A 20,568-nucleotide genomic window follows, 5' to 3' on the forward strand; every position below is an offset into this window, starting at 1 on the left:
GACAGTGCGCGGGTGTCAGACCTTTTCGCTTTCGACCTGGACGTACAGCGAACGGCCGGCGCCGAGACCGGCGATGATCGCCCCAAGGCCGATGATGCCGAAAATCCAGCCCAAGGCGTTCCAGCCACCGGTCCAGTCATGCACGATGCCGACCGCGAACGGCCCCATGGACGCCAGGGTGTAACCGAAGCCTTGGGCCATGCTCGACAGGTTCGCCGCGACATGGGCGTCCCGCGAACGCAGCACGATCAGGGTCAACGCCAGACTGAACGTACCGCCCTGCCCCAGACCCAGCAGGATCGCCCAGCCCCACAAGCCTTCGATCGGTGCGTAAAGACAACCGAACAAACCGCCAAGGGTCAGCAGCATGACGATGACGATCGCCAGACGCTGATCCTTGCCACGCGTCGCCAGCCATGGCGCCGCCAGTGAACTCGCCAACTGAACAATGACCGAGCCTGACAGCACCAGACCCGCCTGGGTCGGCGTCAGGCCGCGACCGATCAGGATCGACGGCAACCAGCCGAACACAATGTAGGCCAGAGAAGATTGCAGGCCCATGTAGAGCGTCACTAGCCAGGCCAGTGGATCACGCAACAGACCGCGAACCCGATACGCGACGTTGTGCGCTCCGTGTTTCTGCCCGACCTGTGGCAACCAGAAAATCGCCGCGACCAATGCCGGAACCACCCAGAAGCCGAGGCCCAAGGCCCAGCTCTTGTCGAAATGCTCGCTCAACGGCACGGTCGCACCCGCGGCCATCGCCGCGCCCAGGCACAGGGCCATGGTGTAGACGCCGGTCATGGTGCCCGCGTGTTTCGCGAAGTCGCGCTTAACGATGCCGGGCAGCAATACGCCGATCACACCGATGCTCGCGCCGGCCAGCACGCTGCCCGCAAACAGGCCGATCTCGCCGAACGAACTGCGCAGGATGATCCCGCCGGCCAACATCAAGAGAATGCCCAGCACCACTCGCTCGGCGCCAAAACGTCGTGCCAGCACGGGCGCCAGCGGTGCAAACAAGCCGAGGCACAGCACCGGCAACGTCGTCAACAAACCGGCCTGGGCTGCCGACAAACCGAGGGTTTTCGACACCTCGCTGAGCATCGGCGCCATGCTCGACAGCGCCGGACGCAGGTTCAGCGCCACCAGAATCAGGCCCAGCAACAGCAGCCACGGCCGCCGCAGGATCGGGTGACTTTGCTGGACCTGTTCGTCATCCGCCTCCGCGTCGATCAGCAGCTCTTCGAGTTCCGCCGTGCGCTTGGGCTGAGTGATGTTGCTGTTGCTGCTGGACATGGACTTCTCGGTTTCAAGGTTCATTGATCAACTGCCTCGACAGGGCTTTGGCCCGTTCCGGGTCGCGTTGCTCGACGGCATCAAGCAGTTCGATATGGAGGTCGAACACCTCTTGGCGTCGAGGGCAAATGTTCAGGGTCTCGCGCAACTGCGCCCCGATGACGCTGGAAAAATAGCGGTACAACTCACTGAGGGTCGGGTTGTGTGCGGCGTCAACCAAGCGGCGGTGGAACACCAGATCGCAGGCGATATACGTGTCGAGATCGCCGTGGTAGTGACTGCCACTGACGCCCAACGCCTCACGCAATGCCACCAGGTCTTCGTCGGTACGACGCAACGCGGCCAGGCCGATGGCCTCGACTTCCAGAATGTGCCGAGTTTCCCGGGCCTGTTCATGGGAGCAGCGGGACAACGCCTTCATGGTGTCGAGCGGATCGACCACCGCCCGCAAATAGCTGCCGTCGCCTTGACGGATTTCGATCAACCCGGAAAACGCCAATACACGCATGGCTTCACGCACGGTATTGCGGCTGATGCCCAGCTCGGCGGACAGCTCAGGCTCGGTCGGTAAACGCTGGCCGACCGTCCAGACGCCTTCGGTGATGCGCAGGCGTAGCTGGTCCAGTGCCTGGTCGACCAGGGACCGTTTAACTAGCGGAGAAATGTCTGACATAGGATTCGCCCTTTCATCCAATCATAGGATGAATTTTCTGACATGTTAGTCAGCTTCAAGTAGGACGGCAACCGCCTACGGTCAGAGAGAGGGAATGAAGCGGGATTTTCGATTAGTCAAAATTACCCTTTAAGGGTAATTTCAGGGGCAGGGTTTTGGTTTCTTATGGAAAAGAGCACACCCCATTACGACTTGGCGGTGATCAAGGCTGAGGTGGTCAGGCTGGGTAGAAAGGCATTCACCCGACGGGCTGTGGAATCGGGCAGCTACATGGGTTTCAACGTCCGGCAAATGATCGAGGTGATCTGTGCACTGGAACGCCGAATGCTTTTCAAATCCATGACCACCTATGTCGACCACCGGGTTTGGCAGGACGTTTATCACACAACATTTCACGGATTGGAGATTTACATAAAAGTGTCTTACCGCCCCGGCGGTGGACATCCAGTAGTCTCCTTCAAGGAGAAAGACCTATGAGAACGCAGCAATGCGTCAACTGTGGCACACACGATGGGATGGGGCACTTCGAAGGCCGCACACTCTCAGTCAATTACAAACAGATGTCGCGATTTGTTGACGAGCTTGCGGGTTGGGAATGCAGAGTTTGCGGTGAAATCGAATTCGATCATGACACCGACAGCGCCGAGCGTTATGCAGATGCCAGCGATCAATTGCTTCAGGACTGCCTGCAACTGATCGGCGCGGAGATCAAGCGTATCCGCCGCAAACTCCACCTCACGCAAAAAAACGCAGTGAAGTTGCTGTCCGGCGGTGGGAACAATGCCTTTTCGCGGTATGAGCGTGGAGAGCTGCCTGCGCCCAAACCGTTACTAACACTGATGCAGCTGTTGGATCGTCATCCCTATTTGCTGGCGGAAATTCAGGTGTTGAACGAAGGTGCCGCCCTCAAACAACTATTGGCCACCCGCCATCCGGAACTGGAAGCGGCATTAACCTCCTGACCTCAAACCCCAGACAAAAATAAACCCGGATCAAGTCCGGGCTCATTTCAACGCCTACGCAGGATCAATGCAAAATCTGGCTCAAAAACAGCTTGGTACGCTCATTCTGCGGATTATCGAAGAAGTCGTTTGGCGCGGCCTGTTCGACAATTTCGCCCTTGTCCATGAAGATCACACGGTTGGCCACGGTGCGGGCGAAGCCCATTTCGTGGGTCACGCAGAGCATGGTCATGCCGTCTTCAGCCAAGCCGATCATGGTGTCCAAAACTTCTTTCACCATCTCTGGGTCGAGTGCCGAGGTCGGTTCGTCGAACAGCATGATTTTCGGTTTCATGCACAGGGCGCGGGCAATCGCCACACGCTGTTGCTGACCGCCAGACAGTTGCCCCGGGAATTTATGCGCCTGCTCCGGAATGCGTACGCGCTCAAGGTAATGCATGGCGATTTCTTCGGCCTGGCGCTTGGGCATCTTGCGTACCCACATCGGCGCCAGGGTGCAGTTCTGCAGGATGGTCAGGTGCGGAAACAGATTGAAGTGCTGGAACACCATGCCGACTTCACGGCGAACCGATTCGATCTGCTTGAGGTCGTTGGTCAGCTCCACGCCATCGACCACGATGCGACCTTGCTGGTGCTCTTCCAGACGATTGAGGCAACGAATGGTGGTGGATTTGCCGGAACCCGACGGGCCGCACAAGACGATACGCTCGCCCTGTTTAACGTTCAGGTTGATGTCTTTCAACACGTGGAACTGGCCGTACCACTTGTTCACGCCCTGCATCTGAATAATGCCTTCAGGGCTCACAGGCTGTTTGATCGCTTCACTCATAAACTACGCTCCTAACGCTTGTGGCCAGTGTCCAGCTTACGTTCCAAATGCATGGAGTAGCGGGACATACCAAAACAGAAAATCCAGAACACCAGGGCCGCGAACACATAGCCTTCGGTGGCCATGCCCAACCATTTCGGGTCGGCGGCGGCTTGTTTGACGCTGTTGAGCAAGTCGAACAGGCCGATGATGATCACCAGGCTCGTGTCCTTGAACAGCGCAATGAAGGTGTTGACGATACCGGGGATCACCAGCTTCAGGGCTTGCGGCAGAATTACCAGGCCCATGCTGCGCCAGTAACCGAGGCCCATCGCTGCAGCCGCTTCGTACTGACCTTTGGGAATCGCTTGCAGACCGCCACGCACCACTTCGGCGACGTAGGCCGACTGGAACAGGATCACGCCGATCAGTGCCCGCAGCAGTTTGTCGAAGTTCATGCCTTCAGGCAGGAACAACGGCAGCATCACCGAGGACATGAACAGCACCGTGATCAGCGGCACGCCGCGCCAGAATTCGATGAAGGTCACACAGACCACCCGAATCGCCGGCATGTTCGAACGACGGCCCAGCGCCAGGACGATACCCAGCGGCAACGCACCGGCAATACCGACGGTGGCGATCACCAGAGTCAGCATCAGCCCGCCCCACTGGCTGGTCGCCACGGTGCTCAGACCGAAGAGACCACCATGCAACAGGAAGTAGGCAATGATCGGGTACAGGAAGAGGAAGCTCAGGCCATACACCGCTTTACGGTGAAAGCGCGAGATAAACAACGGTGCCACGCCGATGACCGCCAGCCACACGGTCAGGTCCACGCGCCAGCGCAGGTCTGTCGGGTAATAGCCGTACATGAACTGGCCGAAGCGTTGTTGGATGAACACCCAGCAGGCGCCCTCCTTCGTGCAGTCGGTGCGCGTGGTGCCGACCCAGTTGGCATCGAGGATCGCCCAATGCAGGATCGGCGGCACCACCAGGTAGATCAGGTAGAACGCGAACAGGGTCAGCAGGGTGTTGAGCCAGCTGGAGAACATGTTCGCGCGCATCCACGCCACGACACCGATGCTGCGGCTCGGGGGTGGCATGTCAGGTTTGAAAGTATGAGTCGTCATGCGCTTTTCCTTACCGCTCGATCAGCGCAATGCGCTTGTTGTACCAGTTCATCAGCAGGGAAATGCTGATACTGATCGCCAGGTACACGCTCATGGTGATGGCAATCACCTCGATCGCCTGCCCGGTCTGGTTCAGCACCGTACCGGCAAACAACGAGACCATTTCCGGATAACCGATACCGGCCGCCAGCGAGGAGTTCTTCGCCAGGTTCAGGTATTGGCTGGTGAGCGGTGGAATGATCACGCGCAGGGCTTGCGGGATGATCACCTTGCGCAGCGTCGGACCGTTGCGCAATCCCAACGAGTGCGCCGCTTCCGTCTGGCCGTGGCTGACCGACTTGATGCCCGAACGCACGATCTCGGCGATAAACGCCGCGGTGTACACCGTCAGGGCCAAGGTCAGCGCCAGCAGTTCCGGGATCAGCACCCAGCCACCGACGAAGTTGAAGCCTTGCAGCTTCGGCATTTCCCAGTGCAGTGGCGCGCCGAAGATCAATGCGCACAGCGCAGGGATCACCAGGAACAGCGCCAGGCCCACCCAGAACTTGTGGAACGGTACGCCGGTCGCTTCGAAGCGTTTGGTGGCCCAGCGGCTCATCAGCACGATGGCGACAATGGCCACGACGACGCTGACCACAAACGGCCAGAAACCGTCCGCCGTCAACGCGGCCGGCATGTTCAGGCCACGGCTGCTGACGAAGAAAGTGTCGCCGAAGTTATGGCTGTTGCGTGGCCCCGGCATGGTCAGGAACACCGCGAAGTACCAGAACAGGATTTGCAGCAGCGGCGGAATGTTGCGGAAGACTTCCACATAAACAGTCGCCAGCTTGCTGATGATCCAGTTCTTCGACAGCCGTGACACACCAACGATGAACCCGAGGATCGTCGCCAGGATCACGCCGATGAAGGTCACCAGCAGGGTGTTGAGCAAGCCGATGACAAACACCCGGGCATACGTGTCCGATTCGGTGTAGTCGATCAGGTGTTGAGCGATGCCGAAACCGGCACTGCGCTCCAGAAAGCTGAAGCCGGAGGTAATGCCCCGGTGTTGAAGGTTGGTCTGTGTGTTGTCGAACAGATACCAGCCCATCGAGACCACCGCCACAATGGTGATGATCTGAAATAGCCACGCACGCACTTTTGGATCGCTGAGGCTGAGCCTCTGCTTTGGTTCGCCGATTGAATTTTGCATGAAGTGCCCCGCAAATAATGGAACAGAACATCACCCGGCGGTTGGCCCACCGGGTGATAGAACCATCAGCGCACTGGTGGTGCGTATTGAATGCCGCCGTTGTTCCACAGAGCGTTCAGCCCGCGGTCGATGGCCAGTGGAGTGCCTTTGCCGAGGTTTTTCTCGAACACTTCACCGTAGTTACCCACTTGCTTGACGATCTGCACGACCCAGTCTTTCTTCACTTTCAGGTCTTTGCCGTATTCACCGTCAGCGCCCAGCAGACGAGCGACGTCCGGGTTCTTGGTGGCTTTGGCTTCAGCTTCAACGTTTTTCTGGGTGATGCCCATTTCTTCAGCGTTGAGCATCGCGAACAGGGTCCACTTGACGATGCTGAACCACTCTTCGTCGCCTTTACGCACGACCGGGCCCAGAGGCTCCTTGGAGATGGTTTCCGGCAGAACGACGTAGTCGGTCGGGGTCGCCAGCTTGCTGCGCTGTGCGTAGAGCTGGGATTTGTCGGAGGTCAGCACGTCGCAACGACCGGATTCCAGCGACTTGGCGCTTTCATCGGAGGTGTCGAAGGTGATCGGGGTGTATTTCAGACCGTTACCGCGGAAGTAGTCGGAAACGTTCAGCTCGGTCGTGGTACCGGCTTGAATGCAGATGGTGGCGCCGTCGAGCTCTTTCGCGCTCTTCACGCCCAGCTTGTTGTTCACCAGGAAGCCGATGCCGTCGTAGTACGTCACGCCAGCAAACACCAGGCCCATGCCCGAATCGCGGGAGCTGGTCCAGGTGGTGTTACGCGACAGCACGTCGATTTCGCCGGACTGCAGCGCGGTGAAACGCTCTTTGGCGTTCAACTGGCTGAATTTGACCTTGGTCGCGTCGCCGAAAACGGCAGCGGCCACAGCGCGGCAGACGTCAGCATCGATGCCGATGATCTTGCCAGTGGAGTCCGGAACCGAGAAGCCCGGCAGACCATCACTTACGCCGCACTGTACGAAACCTTTCTTCTGCACTGCATCCAGGGTTGCACCCGCCTGAGCGAACCCACTGACACCGAGTACTGCGGCTGCAGTCACGATAGCCAGGGTGGATTTCAACATCTTCATTCAAACCTCCAGTTTTGCTCTTGTTGTGTCGGAGCTGAGTCCAGTCGCACCCTTATGAGGCGTTGTTGACCCGTGTTGGCTTTTTTTGGGGTCAACCGACGTAAGACCTGCGCTATGAGTCTATTAGGAGAAAATCCACATCATGGACAACTCACTTCTCACCAATCGGCCGAACGGGCTGTAGCCCTTTCACGTTCGCGAAGCCCGTAGCGGCCACTGGCGAACATCCATCACCGGATTCTTTGCTATCCCATCGCCAGCAGTACACTGATAGTGTTACCGCAAGGCGCGAGATGGGTTGCACCGTTTTCCCATAGCAAAGCCCGTACCAGACCGCTCGCTGAAGCGATTGCGCTACAGGTCAATAGCAAAACTTGTAGCCTTGCGACATCTTCTTAACTGATCAACCAGGCACGCCCTCAGACCTCGCACTCAATGAGAGCGCCTGCACAACATTGGAGCAACCATGACCGAGCCCTTGATTCTTCAGCCCGTCAAGCCTGCAGACGCCTGCGTTATCTGGCTGCACGGCCTGGGCGCCGATCGCTACGACTTCTTGCCGGTGGCCGAGGCGTTGCAGGAAAGCCTGCTGACCACCCGCTTCGTTCTCCCTCAGGCACCGACCTGCGCCGTGACCATCAATGGTGGTTACGAGATGCCGAGCTGGTACGACATATTGGCCATGAGCCCCGCGCGCGCGATCAACCGCGAGCAGCTGGAAGAGTCGGCAGACAGGATCATTAAATTGATCGACGTGCAGCGCGCCAGCGGAATAGACGCCTCGCGGATATTTCTGGCAGGTTTTTCCCAAGGTGGCGCGGTGGCGTTACACGCCGCTTTTCTGAAATGGCAGGGGCCGTTGGGTGGCGTACTTGCCCTCTCGACCTATGCACCGACCTTCAGCGATGAACTGGAGCTTTCCGCCAGCCAGCAGCGCATTCCCGTTCTGTCTTTACACGGCCAGTACGATGACGTCGTTCAAAACTCCATGGGCCGAACCGCCTACGAGTATTTAAAGCAGCATGGTGTCACCGTCACATGGCAGGAATACCCAATGGGCCACGAAGTGTTACCCGAGGAAATTCGCGACATTGGTGTCTGGCTCGCCGAGCGCTTGCGTTAACTGTTTATGTGAAAAGCAGCCCATTGATCCATCCCACTACGCCGCGCCCGATTCTTGCATTACACTGGCCGGCGTATATTCCTTAACCAATTGATGAGATGACCGTGCTCAAAGCACTCAAGAAAATGTTCGGTAAAAGCGAGACTGAGCAGCTCGCGCCAGTCTCCAGCGCTCCGTCTCACCATCCCAGCCACCGCACCGACGGTAATCAGTCTGGCCGGACCGCAACCGTAGCGGTACCGAAGTACGAGCCGATGACCACACCGGCCGTCCAACCCGTTGAGGCTCAGGCCTCTGAAGAACCGAGCAGCGAAGCTGCGAAACCTGCCAAACCGCGTCGCGAACCCAAGCCAAAAGCACCGGTTATCCCCTGGAAACTCGAAGACTTCGCCGTCGAACCCCAGGAAGGCAAAACCCGTTTCCACGATTTCAAACTCGCCCCCGAACTGATGCACGCCATCCAGGACCTGGGCTTCCCGTATTGCACACCGATCCAGGCACAAGTCCTCGGCTTCACCCTGGCCGGCAAAGATGCCATTGGCCGCGCCCAGACCGGCACCGGCAAAACCGCAGCGTTCCTGATTTCGATCATCACTCAGTTGCTGGAAACCCCGCCGCCGAAAGAGCGTTACATGGGCGAGCCACGGGCGCTGATCATTGCACCGACCCGTGAACTGGTGGTGCAGATCGCCAAGGACGCAGCCGACCTGACCAAATACACCGGCCTCAACGTCATGACGTTTGTCGGCGGCATGGACTTCGACAAGCAGCTCAAAAACCTCGAAGCTCGTCATTGCGACATCCTCGTGGCCACGCCGGGTCGTCTGCTGGACTTCAACCAGCGCGGCGACGTGCACCTGGACATGGTCGAAGTCATGGTCCTGGACGAAGCCGACCGAATGCTCGACATGGGTTTCATCCCACAAGTGCGTCAGATCATTCGCCAGACCCCGCCGAAAAACGAGCGTCAGACGCTGCTGTTCTCCGCGACCTTCACCGAAGACGTGATGAACCTGGCCAAGCAATGGACCACCGACCCGTCGATCGTCGAGATCGAGTCGCAGAACGTGGCCAGCGAAAACGTCGAGCAACACATCTACGCCGTCGCCGGTGCCGACAAATACAAACTGCTCTACAACCTGGTCAACGACAACGGTTGGGAGCGGGTGATGGTGTTCGCCAACCGCAAGGATGAAGTGCGGCGCATCGAAGAACGCCTGGTGCGTGATGGCGTCAACGCCGCGCAACTGTCCGGCGACGTGCCGCAGCACAAGCGCATCAAGACCCTGGAAGGTTTCCGCGAAGGCAAGATCCGCGTACTGGTCGCCACCGATGTGGCCGGTCGCGGCATTCACATCGACGGCATCAGCCACGTGATCAACTTCACCCTGCCGGAAGTCCCGGACGATTACGTGCACCGTATCGGCCGCACCGGTCGTGCCGGCGCCGATGGCGTGTCCATCAGTTTTGCCGGTGAAGACGACTCCTACCAGCTACCGTCCATCGAGGCGCTGCTGGGTCGCAAGATCAGCTGTGAAACGCCACCGACGCATCTGCTGCGGGCGGTTGAGCGCAAGCGCCCGTAACGCGGGTCGCACTAAAAGAGGCGCAGCCGGAAACGGACTGCGCTTTTTTTTCGTCCGGACATTGATCAAGACAACTAAAAGTCCATAATGGACAAATTAGTTTACTTCCAGCTCCCGGAGCCGACCATGACCAGTACGCCTTACGTGATCACCCAAGCCCAGGCCAGCGAGTTGCTGGTGCAGGTCGACGTGCCGCAGATCCTGCGCAAACTGTTCCGCGACTTGGCCGCCGGGCAAGCTGTGCAACCGGCGCAGCAACTGGTGGAGTTCCCGCAGGGCGCTGGCGATTTCATCAACTACTTGGGCGTATTGGCCGAAGACGGCGTGTACGGGGTCAAGACCTCGCCGTACATCGTTCGAGAACAAGGCCCGCTGGTGACCGCCTGGACGCTGCTAATGTCGATGCAGACCGGCCAGCCGTTGCTGCTCTGCGATGCCGGTGAACTGACCACGGCACGCACCGCCGCAACAACCGCAGTGGCGGTCGACGCCCTCGCCCCGCTGAAGGCCCGACACCTGGCGATCATCGGCAGCGGCAAGGTCGCCCAGGCGCATTTGCACTACGTCAAAGGCCTGCGCGACTGGCAGAGCATCAGCCTCTACTCGCCGAGCCTGAGCGACAAGAATCCCGAAGTATTGGCACAGCTCCAAAGTCTCGATCCACGCCTGACCATCGTCGACAGTCGTGAAGCAGCGGTTCAAGACGCCGACGTGATCATGCTCTGCACCTCGTCCGCAGCCCCGGTGATCGACCCGTCAAGCTTGAGCAAACCGGCACTGATCACCTCCATCAGCACCAACGCACCGCGTGCCCACGAAGTGCCGCCGCAGAGCCTCAATGACATGCAAGTGTTCTGCGACTATCGTCTGACCACCCCGGGCTCGGCCGGCGAGATGCTGATTGCCGGTGAACAGCATGGTTGGGACAAGGGCGCGATCATCGGCGACCTGCCTGACCTGCTCAGCGAAAAAGTCCAGCGCCCTGGCTACGACCGTCATGTGTTCTTCCGCTCCATTGGCCTGGGCCTGGAAGACATCGCACTGGCCAATGCCCTTTACCGCTTGCAGCCCTGACACCACGAACCCTGTGGGAGCGGGCTTGCTCGCGAATGCGGTCTGACATTCACCGACGACGTCGACTGACACACCGCTTTCGCGAGCAAGCCCGCTCCCACAAGGGTCATCCACACATTCGGCATTTACGCCCCACAGGAGACGTTCATGAGCCAGGCAGATTTCATCATCATCGGCGGCGGGATTGCCGGCGCTTCCACCGGTTTCTGGTTGTCGCAGCACGCCCGAGTGATCGTGCTCGAACGCGAATCCCATCCGGCTTACCACTCCACCGGACGTTCGGCCGCATTGTTCACCGCCGCTTACGGCACACCGCAGGTTCGGGCGCTGACCCAAGCCAGTCGCGACTTCTTCGACGCACCGCCGCCTGGTTTCTGCGAACACCCGCTGCTGACCCCGCGTGGCGAGATGACCGTGGACTTCACCGGCGACCCGGACGAGCTGAACTATCAATACCTGAGCGCCAAAGCCACGGTGCCGGAGATGCAGCGACTCAGCGCCGACGAGGCCTGCGTGCGCCTGCCGATCCTGCGCCGGGAAAAAGTCCATGGTGCGATTTACGACCCGACCGCCAGCGACATCGACACCGATGCCTTGCATCAGGGCTACCTGCGCGGTATCCGACGCAACAAGGGCGAAGTTCATACCGATAGCGAAGTCCTGAGCCTGACCCGTGACGCCGAAGGTGTGTGGCACGTGCAAACCAACGGTCAAACCTTCCGCGCCCCGATCATCATCAACGCGGCAGGCGCCTGGGCCGACAAAATCGGCGAGCTGGCCGGTGCCAGACCACTGGGCCTGCAACCCAAGCGCCGCGCGGCGTTCATCTTCGCCGGTCCCGAGGGCGTGGACATCCACCATTGGCCAATGCTGGTCAGCCTCGACGAATCCTTCTACATGAAGCCCGATGCCGGAATGTTCCTCGGCTCGCCAGCCAACGCCGACCCGGTGGAACCGCACGACGTGCAGCCCGAAGAGTTGGACATTGCGATGGGCATCTACCAGATCGAAGAAGCCACCACCCTGACCATCCGCCGTCCGACCCGCACCTGGGCCGGCTTGCGCAGTTTTGTGAGCGACGGTGATTTGCTGTCCGGTTTCGATCCGCAGGTGCCGGGGTTATTCTGGGTAGCGGCACAAGGCGGTTATGGCATCCAGACCTCGCCGGCCATGGGCCAGGCCAGCGCCGCACTGGTGCGCGGTGAAGCCTTGCCCGAGCAACTGACTCGCTTCGGTCTGAACACCCAAATGCTCTCCCCTTCGCGACTGGGCTGACCTTTGGACGCAGGTGACGTGTCGACACGATTGCGGCAAACTTCCAGCGCCCTTTTTTGACGGGGCGCTGATGCTGTCTGGAGCTCCACTTTATGAACGCCCAAGAACAAGAACCGGCCGGTGATGACTCTGCATTGAAGAGCTCACCGCTGGATAACTTCCGCGCGATCGCCGATGCCATCGCCACGTTGTTCTTTCCTCACGCCGAGGTGGTGCTGCACGACCTGCGTACCCAGAAGGTCGACTACATCGCCAACAACCTGTCCAAACGGGAAATCGGTGACGACTCGGCGCTGGAGGACATGCTCAGCGACGATATCAGCGAACGAAACATCGGGCCGTACGAAAAGCTCAACTGGGATGGCCAGAAGATTCGCAGCCTGAGCAGCGTGCTGCGCGACAGCGAAGGTCATCCGCTGGCGGTGCTGTGCATTAATTTGAATATTTCGTTGTTCGAAAATGCCAAAGCCGCGCTGGACCTGTTCCTGTCGCCGAGCAAGTTGATTCCGCAACCGGACTCGCTGTTTCGCGATGACTGGCAGGAGCGCATCAACACCTTCCTCCACGCCTGGCTGCGCGAACGTCAGCTGAGCCTGAACCTGCTGACCCGTGACCATAAACGCGAACTGGTGCTGGCACTGCACGCCGAGGGCGCCTTCAAAGGCAAAAGCGCCTCCAACTATGTGGCGAACGTGCTGAACATGGGGCGGGCAACGGTGTACAAACATTTGAAAGAACTGAAGGGCTGAAACCTGTGGCGAGGGAGCTTGCTCCCTCGCCACAGAGTACCCGGCGTTAGCGTTACTCCAGCGCCGAAGCCGGCCCGAAGAATTCGTAACGGCTTTGCTTCTCCGGCACACCCAACGCTTTCAGGTGACGCTTGACCGCCGCCATGAAGCCTTTTGGTCCAAGGAAGTAAGCGTCCAGGTCACGCTGCTGCGGCAACCACTCGCCCAGTTGCTCCTGGCTCAACAGGCCAACCTGGTGCGCCGCCGGGCTCACGCCATCATCTTCGTCATAGCAATAGAAGCGTTTGAGCTGCGGATGACGCTCGGCCAAGCCATCGATCCAGTCGCGGAAAGCATGAACGCTACCGTTACGCGCGCAGTGGATAAAGTGCACAGGCCGTTCGGTCGCCAGCGCCGCTTCGAGCATCGCCAGCGTCGGAGTGATGCCGACGCCGCCGCTGATCAGCACCAACGGTTTGTCGCTGTCGGTCAGGGTGAATTCACCCGATGGCGGGAACAGCTGGATGCTGGAGCCCACATGCAATTGATCGTGAAGATGGTTGGAGGCGCGGCCACCGGTTTCACGTTTGACGCTGATCCGGTATTGACCCTTGTTGGCCAGGGCCGACAGCGAATAGTTACGACGAATCTCTTCGCCATCGAGGATCAGTTTCATGCCGATGTACTGGCCGGGTTCTGCCGCCAGAATCGGGCCTTTGTCCGCCGGTTCGAAGTAGAACGAGATGATTTCCGCGCTTTCCTCGACCTTGGCCACCACGATGAATTCCCGCGCCCCGCGCCAGCCGCCCGGTGCCTGTTCCTTCTGGTCGTAGATGCTGGTTTCGGCACCGATCAGGATGTCGGCCAATTGACCGTAAGCAGCCCCCCAGGCGGCCATCACTTCAGGTGTGGCGATCTCATCGCCCAGCACTTCGGAGATGGCTCGCAGCAGGCAGGCGCCGACAATCGGGTAATGTTCCGGGAGGATTTGCAGGGCCACGTGCTTGTTGATGATCTTGGCCACCAGGTCGCCCAACTGATCGAGCTGGTCGATGTGCCGCGCATACATCAAGACACCGTTTGCCAGGGCGCGCGGCTGATCACCGCTGGCCTGGTGAGCCTGGTTGAATAGCGGGCGGACTTCCGGGTACTCGGACAGCATCATGCGGTAGAAATGAGTGATCAATGCTTCGCCACCGCTTTCCAGCAAGGGCACGGTGGATTTGACGATTGCACGGTCTTGAACGCTAAGCATAAGGCGACTCCTGATCTACTTGGATTGCTAACTGACTGCCTTGTACTTATCAGTTTCCATGCCACAAAATAAAACCTTATAAATCAATTAGTTAAATTCTTTATAGTCATATCGACAAAGACTGACTTATAGTCCTACCGACTACATGGAGTCACTATGACTGCAAAAGCCTTGCTCACCACCCTGCTGCCACTGGTCTCCGACCTGTCCCGCGAACTCCCCGAAGGCGAGCGTTATCGGCGCTTGCTCGAAGCCATGCGCGCCTTGCTCCCGTGCGACGCTGCTGCCCTGCTGCGCCTTGATGGCGAATGGCTGGTGCCACTGGCCGTCGACGGGTTGAGCACCGACACCCTCGGTCGACGCTTCAAAGTCAGCGAACACCCGCGTTTCGAAGCGCTGCTCAGCAGTCCCGGCCCGACTCGTTTCGCCGCCGACAGCGACTTGCCCGACCCTTACGACGGACTGGTCGATGGCCTCGACGATCATCTGGAAGTCCACGACTGCATGGGTTGCCCGCTGTTTATCGACGAGCGTCCATGGGGTTTGCTGACCCTCGACGCACTCGATCCGGAGCGCTTCGATTCGATCGAGCTGGACGCCCTGGAAGCCTTCGCCAGCCTCGCCGCCGCCACCGTCAACGCCGCCGAGCGCATCGAACGCCTGGCCAATCGTGTCGAAGACGAACATCAGCGTGCCGAGGTTTACCGACAAGCCAGCGGCCAGCAGAACCGCGAGATGATTGGCCAGAGCAAGGCCCACAAACGGCTGGTGGAAGAAATCAATCTGGTGGGCGGCAGCGATCTTACCGTGCTGATCACCGGCGAAACCGGGGTCGGCAAGGAACTGGTCGCCCAAGCCATCCACGCCGCATCGCCCCGGGCCGACAAGCCGATCATCAGCCTCAACTGTGCCGCGCTGCCGGACACGCTGGTGGAGAGCGAATTGTTCGGCCACGTTCGCGGCGCCTTCACCGGCGCGATGAACGATCGGCGCGGCAAGTTTGAACTGGCCAATGGCGGCACGCTGTTTCTCGATGAAGTCGGTGAGCTGTCCCTGACCGTCCAGGCCAAATTGTTGCGAGTCCTGCAAAGCGGTCAATTGCAGCGGTTGGGTTCGGATAAAGAACATCAGGTGGACGTACGTCTGATCGCCGCGACCAATCGCGACCTGGCCGAGGAAGTGCGCAGCGGCCACTACCGTGCCGACTTCTATCACCGCCTGAGCGTTTATCCGTTGCTGGTGCCAGCACTGCGTGATCGTGGGCGGGATGTGTTGCTGCTCAGCGGCTATTTTCTGGAGCAAAACCGTTCTCGCATGGGCCTCAACAGCCTGCGCCTGAACAGCGATGCGCAGGCGGCGTTGCTGGCATATGGTTGGCCGGGCAACGTGCGGGAGCTGGAGCACTTGATTGGCCGCAGCGCCTTGAAGGCGTTGGGTAATTGCAAGGCGCGGCCGAAGATTCTGAGTTTGAGCGCGGCGGATCTGGATTTGCCCAATGGCAGCGTTGAGCTTGCAACCGAGCCAGTCCCTGTCAGCCCTGCTGCTTTGGTCTCGGGAGACTTGCGGGCCGCGACCGAGGACTATCAGCGTCGACTGATCAACGCCTGTCTGGAACGGCACCATAACAATTGGGCAAGTGCGGCGCGTGAGCTAGGCTTGGATCGGGCGAATCTTGGGCGGATGGCCAAACGCCTGGGAATGAAATAACGCGATCCCTTGTAGCAGCTGCCAAAGGCTGCGTCCGAGGACGAAGTCTTCGCCAAACCATTCACCGCGCTATATCTGGTGCACCGAGGGATCGGGATTTACGACTGCTTCGCAGCCGGACGCAGCCTTCGGCAGCTGCTACACAGGATCGCGTTGGTCGGCAATACCGGGGAATAACCCTAAAGCCTGCCCGCAACAAGTCGATAACCCGGCATCGATAGCTGTTGGCGATCCTCGCGGTCGCCCATCACCTTTTTCCACAGAAGGTTTTTATGTCTTCAAACAAAGCCCGCGCAGATTCACTTTCGCTTCTGCTGTTTACCTTGCGCAGCGGCAAGCTGATGGCGATCAACCTGCTGAAAGTCAGTGAAATCATTCCCTGCCCGCCGCTGACCAAGCTGCCGGAGTCACATCCCCACGTCAAAGGCATCGCCACCCTGCGCGGTGCCTCGCTGTCGGTGATCGACCTCAGCCGTGCCATCGGTGAACGGCCGCTGGAAGACCCGAACGGTGGCTGCCTGATCGTCACCGATGTCAGCCGCTCCAAGCAGGGTTTGCACGTTCAAGCCGTGAGCAAGATCGTCCACTGCCTGACCACCGACATCCGTCCGCCGCCCTTTGGCTCTGGCGGCGTGCGTTCGTACATCACCGGCGTGACCTCGGTCGACGGCACGTTGGTACAGGTGCTGGACATCGAAAAAGTGATTCATGGCATCGCCCCGGCACAAATCGAAACGGCCCCGACCGAACTGAGCATGGAAGACGCCGAAGTACTCGGCAACGCGCGGATTCTGGTGGTCGATGACAGCCAGGTGGCGTTGCAGCAATCAGTGCACACGCTGCGCAACCTCGGCCTGCAATGCCACACCGCCCGCAGTGCCAAGGAAGCCATCGACTGCCTGCTGGACCTGCAAGGCACGGCCCAGCAGATCAACCTGATCGTCTCGGACATCGAAATGTCGGAGATGGACGGCTACGCATTTACTCGAACCCTGCGCGAAACCCCGGACTTTTCGCACCTTTATGTTCTGCTGCACACCTCTTTGGACAGTGCGATGAACAGCGAAAAGGCCCGTCTTGCCGGCGCGAACGCGGTATTGACCAAGTTCTCCTCTCCGGAACTGACCAAGTGCCTGATCGAAGCAGCCAAGGCTGTCGCTGAACAAGGTCATTGAGTCTTGGCCGAGAAGTTCTGCTTTCTGATGCGGCGCAACCTCGCTGAAGTTGTGCCTGCGATCACTTGGCCTCAGGGAATTGTCCTCAGCGAATACCGCCCCGAACGGGCAGAAGCCGTTCATCATTTGATGGAACTGGGTTATCAGCAAGGTGGCGGTCGCGTGCCGGCACTGGATGTCTGGCAACAGCGTTTTGAAACCGATCCTGAATATGATCCGAGCCTGTGCTTTATCGCTCTGGATGCCGAAGGTATCGTCGGCGTGTGCCAGTGCTGGACCAGCGCCTATATCAAGAACCTGGTGGTGCATCCACGGGCTCAGGGGCAAGGATTAGGACGCGCGTTGCTGCTACATGCTTTCAACATATTTCAGCAACGGCGCGAAGGTTTTGTGGATTTGAAGGTATTGGAAGACAACCTTCGGGCGCAGCGTTTGTATGAAAACGCCGGAATGCGTGTGATCCGCCGGGAACCGGTTCCGGCCTGACATCGCCAAGATCGCAGCCTTCGGCAGCTCCTATAGGAGAACGCATTCCAACCGTAGGAGCTGCCGAAGGCTGCGATCTTTTGGCGATATCGGCCAAACCAAACGTCTTGAGGCATACTCCAACCTCGGCCAACACGAGCCCAAGGATGCCTGTCCCATGAAAGCTGTCACCCTGACCCTCCTCTGCCTCACCGCCCTCGCCACCCAAGCCCACGCATCCAGCCCCGACGCCTGGGCCGCTTACGACAAAGCCGTGCTCGCCAGTTGCACCAACGCCAGCGGCTTGAAGAATGCCAAACCCGTGGGCAACGCCGCGCAGTTTGATGACCGGGTTGGCTACACCGCACTTCTGCTGCAAGGCCAATACCCGCAAAAACACATGAAAGGCCAGCAAGGCACCGAACTGTGTATCTACAACAAGAAAAGCAAAACCGCTTACGTCACCGAATGGGACTCCATCCGCCCAACCACCAAGGCACAGTGACTGGCGCATAACTTGCTTTGATAGCGGCCTTTGCGGCGGCATTCTGTCGCCGTTTCATGTCCTTTTATGCGACTGGCCGTTCAATGAATACGACGTTTTCCTGCGTAGGCTGTGGCAAATGCTGCAACGACCACCACGTGCCCCTGACCCTGCCCGAAGCCCGGATGTGGGCGGCCGATGGCGGTCAGGTGATCGTGCTGGTGGAAGGTTTCCTGGGCAATGGCCTGGGCCTGCCAGTGCAGCAACGCGAACACGCCGAACGCCGCTCGGTGAGTGTTCGAAGCGGCGCCTCCGACGCGTACATAGCCATCACCTTTGCTGCCTACAACGTCGGTCCTTGCCGGAATCTTGACGAAGACAACCTCTGCCGCATCTACGAACGCCGGCCGCTGGTGTGCCGCATCTACCCGATGGAAATCAATCCACACATTCCCCTGAACACTGCCGTAAAGGAATGTCCGTCCGAGTCGTGGGAAAAGGGACCGGATCTGATTGTGGGGGGTGAATTGGTGGATCAGGAACTGGTCGGATTAATCCAGCGCTCCCGCCAGGCGGATCGCGATGACATTCGGACCAAGGATGCGATTTGCGCGCTGTTGGGGATTCGGACTACAGCACTGAAGGGCGATGGCTTTACCGCTTATCTGCCGGACATGACGGCGTTTGCGAGGGTCATCGACCAGGTTGCGGCGCAGCCATTGGCTGAGTCAGGCGCTGACTGGTTGTTTCATGTGTCGGGCGAGGACATTGCCGGGCAAGTGCAGGCGGCCGGGGCGCACGTGGCGACTGATGCTCCCGAGAATTACGCGTTCATTTCGTTGCGGGCAGCCTAAGACGCAAGACTTCGGAACCACTGCGCAATCCCGTTGCGCAGTGGCCCGTCGTCAAAAAAATTAGCTGGCCGTCACCGCCAGACATTCCACTTCTACCCGCGCGTTCTCGACCAACTTGCCGGCAAACGTCGTACGTGCGGGCAAACGATCCGCCGGAAAGAAACTGCGATACACAGCACTCATGGCGGAAAAATCCCTTATGTCGGCAAGGATGACCGTGCATTTGGCCACTTGAGCCAGGGACGAACCGTTGCGTTGCAGCGCGGTACGCAAGTTCTCCATGGCCTGCGTCGTCTGCGGGCCTATGCCGCCCTTCACCAGTTCACCATCAGCCCCGAGGCCGATCACCCCGGAAAAGTAAAGGGTCTCGCCGACCTGCACCGCATCGGAGAATGGCAGACCTTCCTCATTCGGAAAGTAGCGTGGTGAGTCTGGTGCTGCGGGTGGCAAATAACGCTGGGTAATCGCCTGGTACTGGCCATTTTGCTTAAGACGCTCAAGCGCCGCATTCAGGTTATCGCGCAGCAGGGTGTCGGTTTTTCGCACAGCCATGGCCACGCCACTGCCCAGCATGGGGTCCTTGAGCGCCGGACCGACAAAATCGAAACCTTGCCCCTGAGGCTGACTTAAAAGCGCCTGGGTGATTTCAATCGAGTCTTGCAGGGTCGCGTCGAGCTCACCCGCCAGCAGGCTGGCGACCAATTGGTTGTTGAAATCGAAACTGCGCACCGTCACTCCGGCCGGGGCCCAACGGGACTTGGCGAACGCTTCGCGGCTGGTGCCTGTCAGGACGCCGACACGCTTACCCTTGAGCGATTGCACATCCGGTTGAAGATTCGCCCCTTTGCGCGCCACCAGACGGCTGCTCAGGGGGTAAAGATTATCGGTGAAATCGACCCGCTCTCGACGCGCCGATGTTGCCGTCATCGGCATGATCACGTCGAAAAGGTTGGATTCGAGGGCGTGAATGTTGGTCGCGTAATCCTGATCAACCCAGACACAGCGGGATTTGAGTTCGGCACACAGTGCATTGCCCAACTCGATATTCAATCCGACCAGCTCACCCTTGTCGTTACGACTCTCGAACGGTGGAACCAGGGCTTCGACACCGAAACGGATCTGCGGATCGGGCACAAACGACATGCAGCCGGTGGTTAGGGCCACTAGCGAAAGGAGAGAGAGGGTTTTTACAAGAGACATTTTGGCGGCCTTCATCAAAAATTCAGGGGTATGAATCTTTGACGAGTGGCCGCCGACCTTCCCAGAGGACGAATCGCTCATCCTTGTGGGAAATGTCTCAATGACAGGAAGGACAATTACCGCTCAACAAAATACCTGACAGTCAGCGTTTACCCATGGAGCGACGAGTGCCGGGAGGCGCCGCCCCCGGCGTCTTGGTATGGCCATTCTTGGCACCATTCTTGTACCAAGGCTGGCTGGCGTTCTTGGCAGCGGCCAGGTCACCCGGTTTGAACGGGAACTTGAACGCCGGGATCGCGGCCTTGGTTTCGCTGTCTGCGCTGGAGTCGACGCTGTCTGGCAGGTCTGCCTGGTCGTCGCTCAAAGCGTCGGCAACCGGCGGTTGTGTCGGGGAAGTCATGAAAGCTCCGGGTGATGCCATAGAGTCGGGCCCGGTCAGCGAGCCGCGAAAGGCGGCAGTATACCTGTGTCGGGAGCCGCAAGC

General features: G+C 59.2%; 21 protein-coding genes. 12 read left to right on the top strand and 9 right to left on the bottom strand.

Annotation, left to right across the window (positions count from 1 at the left end; genetic code table 11):
• Nucleotides 1–15: 15 nt before the first annotated feature.
• Complete coding sequence (locus E3W21_RS07540; RefSeq protein WP_134418942.1) at nucleotides 16–1,323, bottom strand: CynX/NimT family MFS transporter; 1,308 nt, start codon at nucleotides 1,321–1,323, stop codon at nucleotides 16–18.
• Nucleotides 1,313–1,972, bottom strand: a complete 660-nt coding sequence (locus tag E3W21_RS07545; protein ID WP_134418943.1) for a FadR/GntR family transcriptional regulator — start codon at nucleotides 1,970–1,972, stop codon at nucleotides 1,313–1,315. Before E3W21_RS07545 ends, E3W21_RS07540 begins: the two co-directional genes overlap by 11 nt.
• Nucleotides 1,973–2,137: 165 nt before the next feature.
• On the opposite strand from E3W21_RS07545, the gene E3W21_RS07550 reads away from it, so the two are divergent.
• Both E3W21_RS07550 and E3W21_RS07555 read left to right on the top strand, forming a co-directional pair.
• Nucleotides 2,138–2,449: a type II toxin-antitoxin system MqsR family toxin gene (locus tag E3W21_RS07550; RefSeq protein ID WP_134418944.1), complete on the top strand. Its 312-nt coding sequence runs from the start codon at nucleotides 2,138–2,140 to the stop codon at nucleotides 2,447–2,449.
• Nucleotides 2,446–2,934: a type II toxin-antitoxin system MqsA family antitoxin gene (locus tag E3W21_RS07555; RefSeq protein ID WP_134418945.1), complete on the top strand. Its 489-nt coding sequence runs from the start codon at nucleotides 2,446–2,448 to the stop codon at nucleotides 2,932–2,934. Before E3W21_RS07550 ends, E3W21_RS07555 begins: the two co-directional genes overlap by 4 nt.
• A gap of 64 nt (nucleotides 2,935–2,998) precedes the next feature.
• Here E3W21_RS07555 and E3W21_RS07560 read toward each other — a convergent pair whose 3' ends face one another.
• The 4 genes from E3W21_RS07560 to E3W21_RS07575 form a co-directional block, all read right to left on the bottom strand.
• Nucleotides 2,999–3,763: an amino acid ABC transporter ATP-binding protein gene (locus tag E3W21_RS07560; RefSeq protein WP_129441418.1), complete on the bottom strand. Its 765-nt coding sequence runs from the start codon at nucleotides 3,761–3,763 to the stop codon at nucleotides 2,999–3,001.
• An 11-nt stretch (nucleotides 3,764–3,774) separates the two neighbouring features.
• The gene (locus tag E3W21_RS07565; protein ID WP_134418946.1) at nucleotides 3,775–4,872 is read right to left on the bottom strand and encodes an amino acid ABC transporter permease; all 1,098 of its coding nucleotides are present in this window, start codon (nucleotides 4,870–4,872) and stop codon (nucleotides 3,775–3,777) included.
• Nucleotides 4,873–4,882: 10 nt separating this feature from the next.
• On the bottom strand, nucleotides 4,883–6,064 hold the full coding sequence (locus tag E3W21_RS07570; RefSeq protein WP_134418947.1) for an amino acid ABC transporter permease: 1,182 nt from the start codon (nucleotides 6,062–6,064) through the stop codon (nucleotides 4,883–4,885).
• Nucleotides 6,065–6,129: 65 nt separating this feature from the next.
• Entirely contained in the window at nucleotides 6,130–7,158 is a 1,029-nt protein-coding gene (locus E3W21_RS07575; RefSeq protein WP_123365710.1) for an amino acid ABC transporter substrate-binding protein, read from the bottom strand.
• Nucleotides 7,159–7,624: 466 nt separating this feature from the next.
• On the opposite strand from E3W21_RS07575, the gene E3W21_RS07580 reads away from it, so the two are divergent.
• The 5 genes from E3W21_RS07580 to E3W21_RS07600 all read left to right on the top strand — a co-directional run bounded on the left by E3W21_RS07580 (nucleotide 7,625) and on the right by E3W21_RS07600 (nucleotide 12,965).
• Nucleotides 7,625–8,281, top strand: coding sequence for an alpha/beta hydrolase (locus E3W21_RS07580; RefSeq protein WP_134418948.1), 657 nt, complete (start codon nucleotides 7,625–7,627; stop codon nucleotides 8,279–8,281).
• A gap of 98 nt (nucleotides 8,282–8,379) precedes the next feature.
• Nucleotides 8,380–9,867: an ATP-dependent RNA helicase RhlB gene (gene rhlB / locus E3W21_RS07585; RefSeq protein ID WP_134418949.1), complete on the top strand. Its 1,488-nt coding sequence runs from the start codon at nucleotides 8,380–8,382 to the stop codon at nucleotides 9,865–9,867.
• Nucleotides 9,868–9,993: 126 nt separating this feature from the next.
• On the top strand, nucleotides 9,994–10,941 hold the full coding sequence (locus E3W21_RS07590) for an ornithine cyclodeaminase family protein (RefSeq protein WP_134418950.1): 948 nt from the start codon (nucleotides 9,994–9,996) through the stop codon (nucleotides 10,939–10,941).
• A 147-nt stretch (nucleotides 10,942–11,088) separates the two neighbouring features.
• Nucleotides 11,089–12,216: an FAD-binding oxidoreductase gene (locus E3W21_RS07595; protein WP_134418951.1), complete on the top strand. Its 1,128-nt coding sequence runs from the start codon at nucleotides 11,089–11,091 to the stop codon at nucleotides 12,214–12,216.
• A gap of 92 nt (nucleotides 12,217–12,308) precedes the next feature.
• Nucleotides 12,309–12,965 carry a transcriptional regulator gene (locus tag E3W21_RS07600; protein ID WP_129441407.1) on the top strand — a complete coding sequence of 219 codons (657 nt, stop codon included), beginning with the start codon at nucleotides 12,309–12,311 and terminating at the stop codon, nucleotides 12,963–12,965.
• Between the two features lie 52 nt (nucleotides 12,966–13,017).
• On the opposite strand, the gene hmpA is transcribed toward E3W21_RS07600, so the two are convergent.
• Nucleotides 13,018–14,199: an NO-inducible flavohemoprotein gene (gene hmpA, locus E3W21_RS07605; protein ID WP_129441405.1), complete on the bottom strand. Its 1,182-nt coding sequence runs from the start codon at nucleotides 14,197–14,199 to the stop codon at nucleotides 13,018–13,020.
• 156 nt (nucleotides 14,200–14,355) lie between these two features.
• Here hmpA and norR point away from each other — a divergent pair, with 156 nt between their 5' ends.
• From norR to E3W21_RS07630, 5 genes are all read left to right on the top strand, one after another.
• A complete protein-coding gene (gene norR, locus E3W21_RS07610; RefSeq protein ID WP_134418952.1) occupies nucleotides 14,356–15,906 on the top strand; it encodes a nitric oxide reductase transcriptional regulator NorR in 1,551 nt (516 codons plus the stop codon).
• A gap of 272 nt (nucleotides 15,907–16,178) precedes the next feature.
• Nucleotides 16,179–17,081, top strand: a complete 903-nt coding sequence (locus E3W21_RS07615) for a chemotaxis protein CheV (protein ID WP_008147551.1) — start codon at nucleotides 16,179–16,181, stop codon at nucleotides 17,079–17,081.
• A 27-nt stretch (nucleotides 17,082–17,108) separates the two neighbouring features.
• Nucleotides 17,109–17,567 carry an N-acetyltransferase gene (locus E3W21_RS07620; protein ID WP_134419038.1) on the top strand — a complete coding sequence of 153 codons (459 nt, stop codon included), beginning with the start codon at nucleotides 17,109–17,111 and terminating at the stop codon, nucleotides 17,565–17,567.
• 157 nt (nucleotides 17,568–17,724) lie between these two features.
• Nucleotides 17,725–18,051 (top strand): hypothetical protein, encoded by a 327-nt coding sequence (locus E3W21_RS07625; protein WP_134418953.1) that lies wholly within the window; start codon nucleotides 17,725–17,727, stop codon nucleotides 18,049–18,051.
• Between the two features lie 83 nt (nucleotides 18,052–18,134).
• Complete coding sequence (locus tag E3W21_RS07630) at nucleotides 18,135–18,884, top strand: YkgJ family cysteine cluster protein (protein ID WP_134418954.1); 750 nt, start codon at nucleotides 18,135–18,137, stop codon at nucleotides 18,882–18,884.
• 60 nt (nucleotides 18,885–18,944) lie between these two features.
• Here the strand turns inward: E3W21_RS07630 and E3W21_RS07635 are convergent, their stop codons facing one another.
• A complete protein-coding gene (locus tag E3W21_RS07635; RefSeq protein ID WP_134418955.1) occupies nucleotides 18,945–20,084 on the bottom strand; it encodes a transporter substrate-binding domain-containing protein in 1,140 nt (379 codons plus the stop codon).
• Nucleotides 20,085–20,226: 142 nt separating this feature from the next.
• A complete protein-coding gene (locus E3W21_RS07640; RefSeq protein WP_007943495.1) occupies nucleotides 20,227–20,484 on the bottom strand; it encodes a hypothetical protein in 258 nt (85 codons plus the stop codon).
• Nucleotides 20,485–20,568: the final 84 nt, after the last annotated feature.

The sequence above is a fragment of the Pseudomonas sp. F01002 genome (assembly GCF_004402115.1).
Classification (GTDB): Bacteria; Pseudomonadota; Gammaproteobacteria; order Pseudomonadales; family Pseudomonadaceae; genus Aquipseudomonas; species Aquipseudomonas frigoris.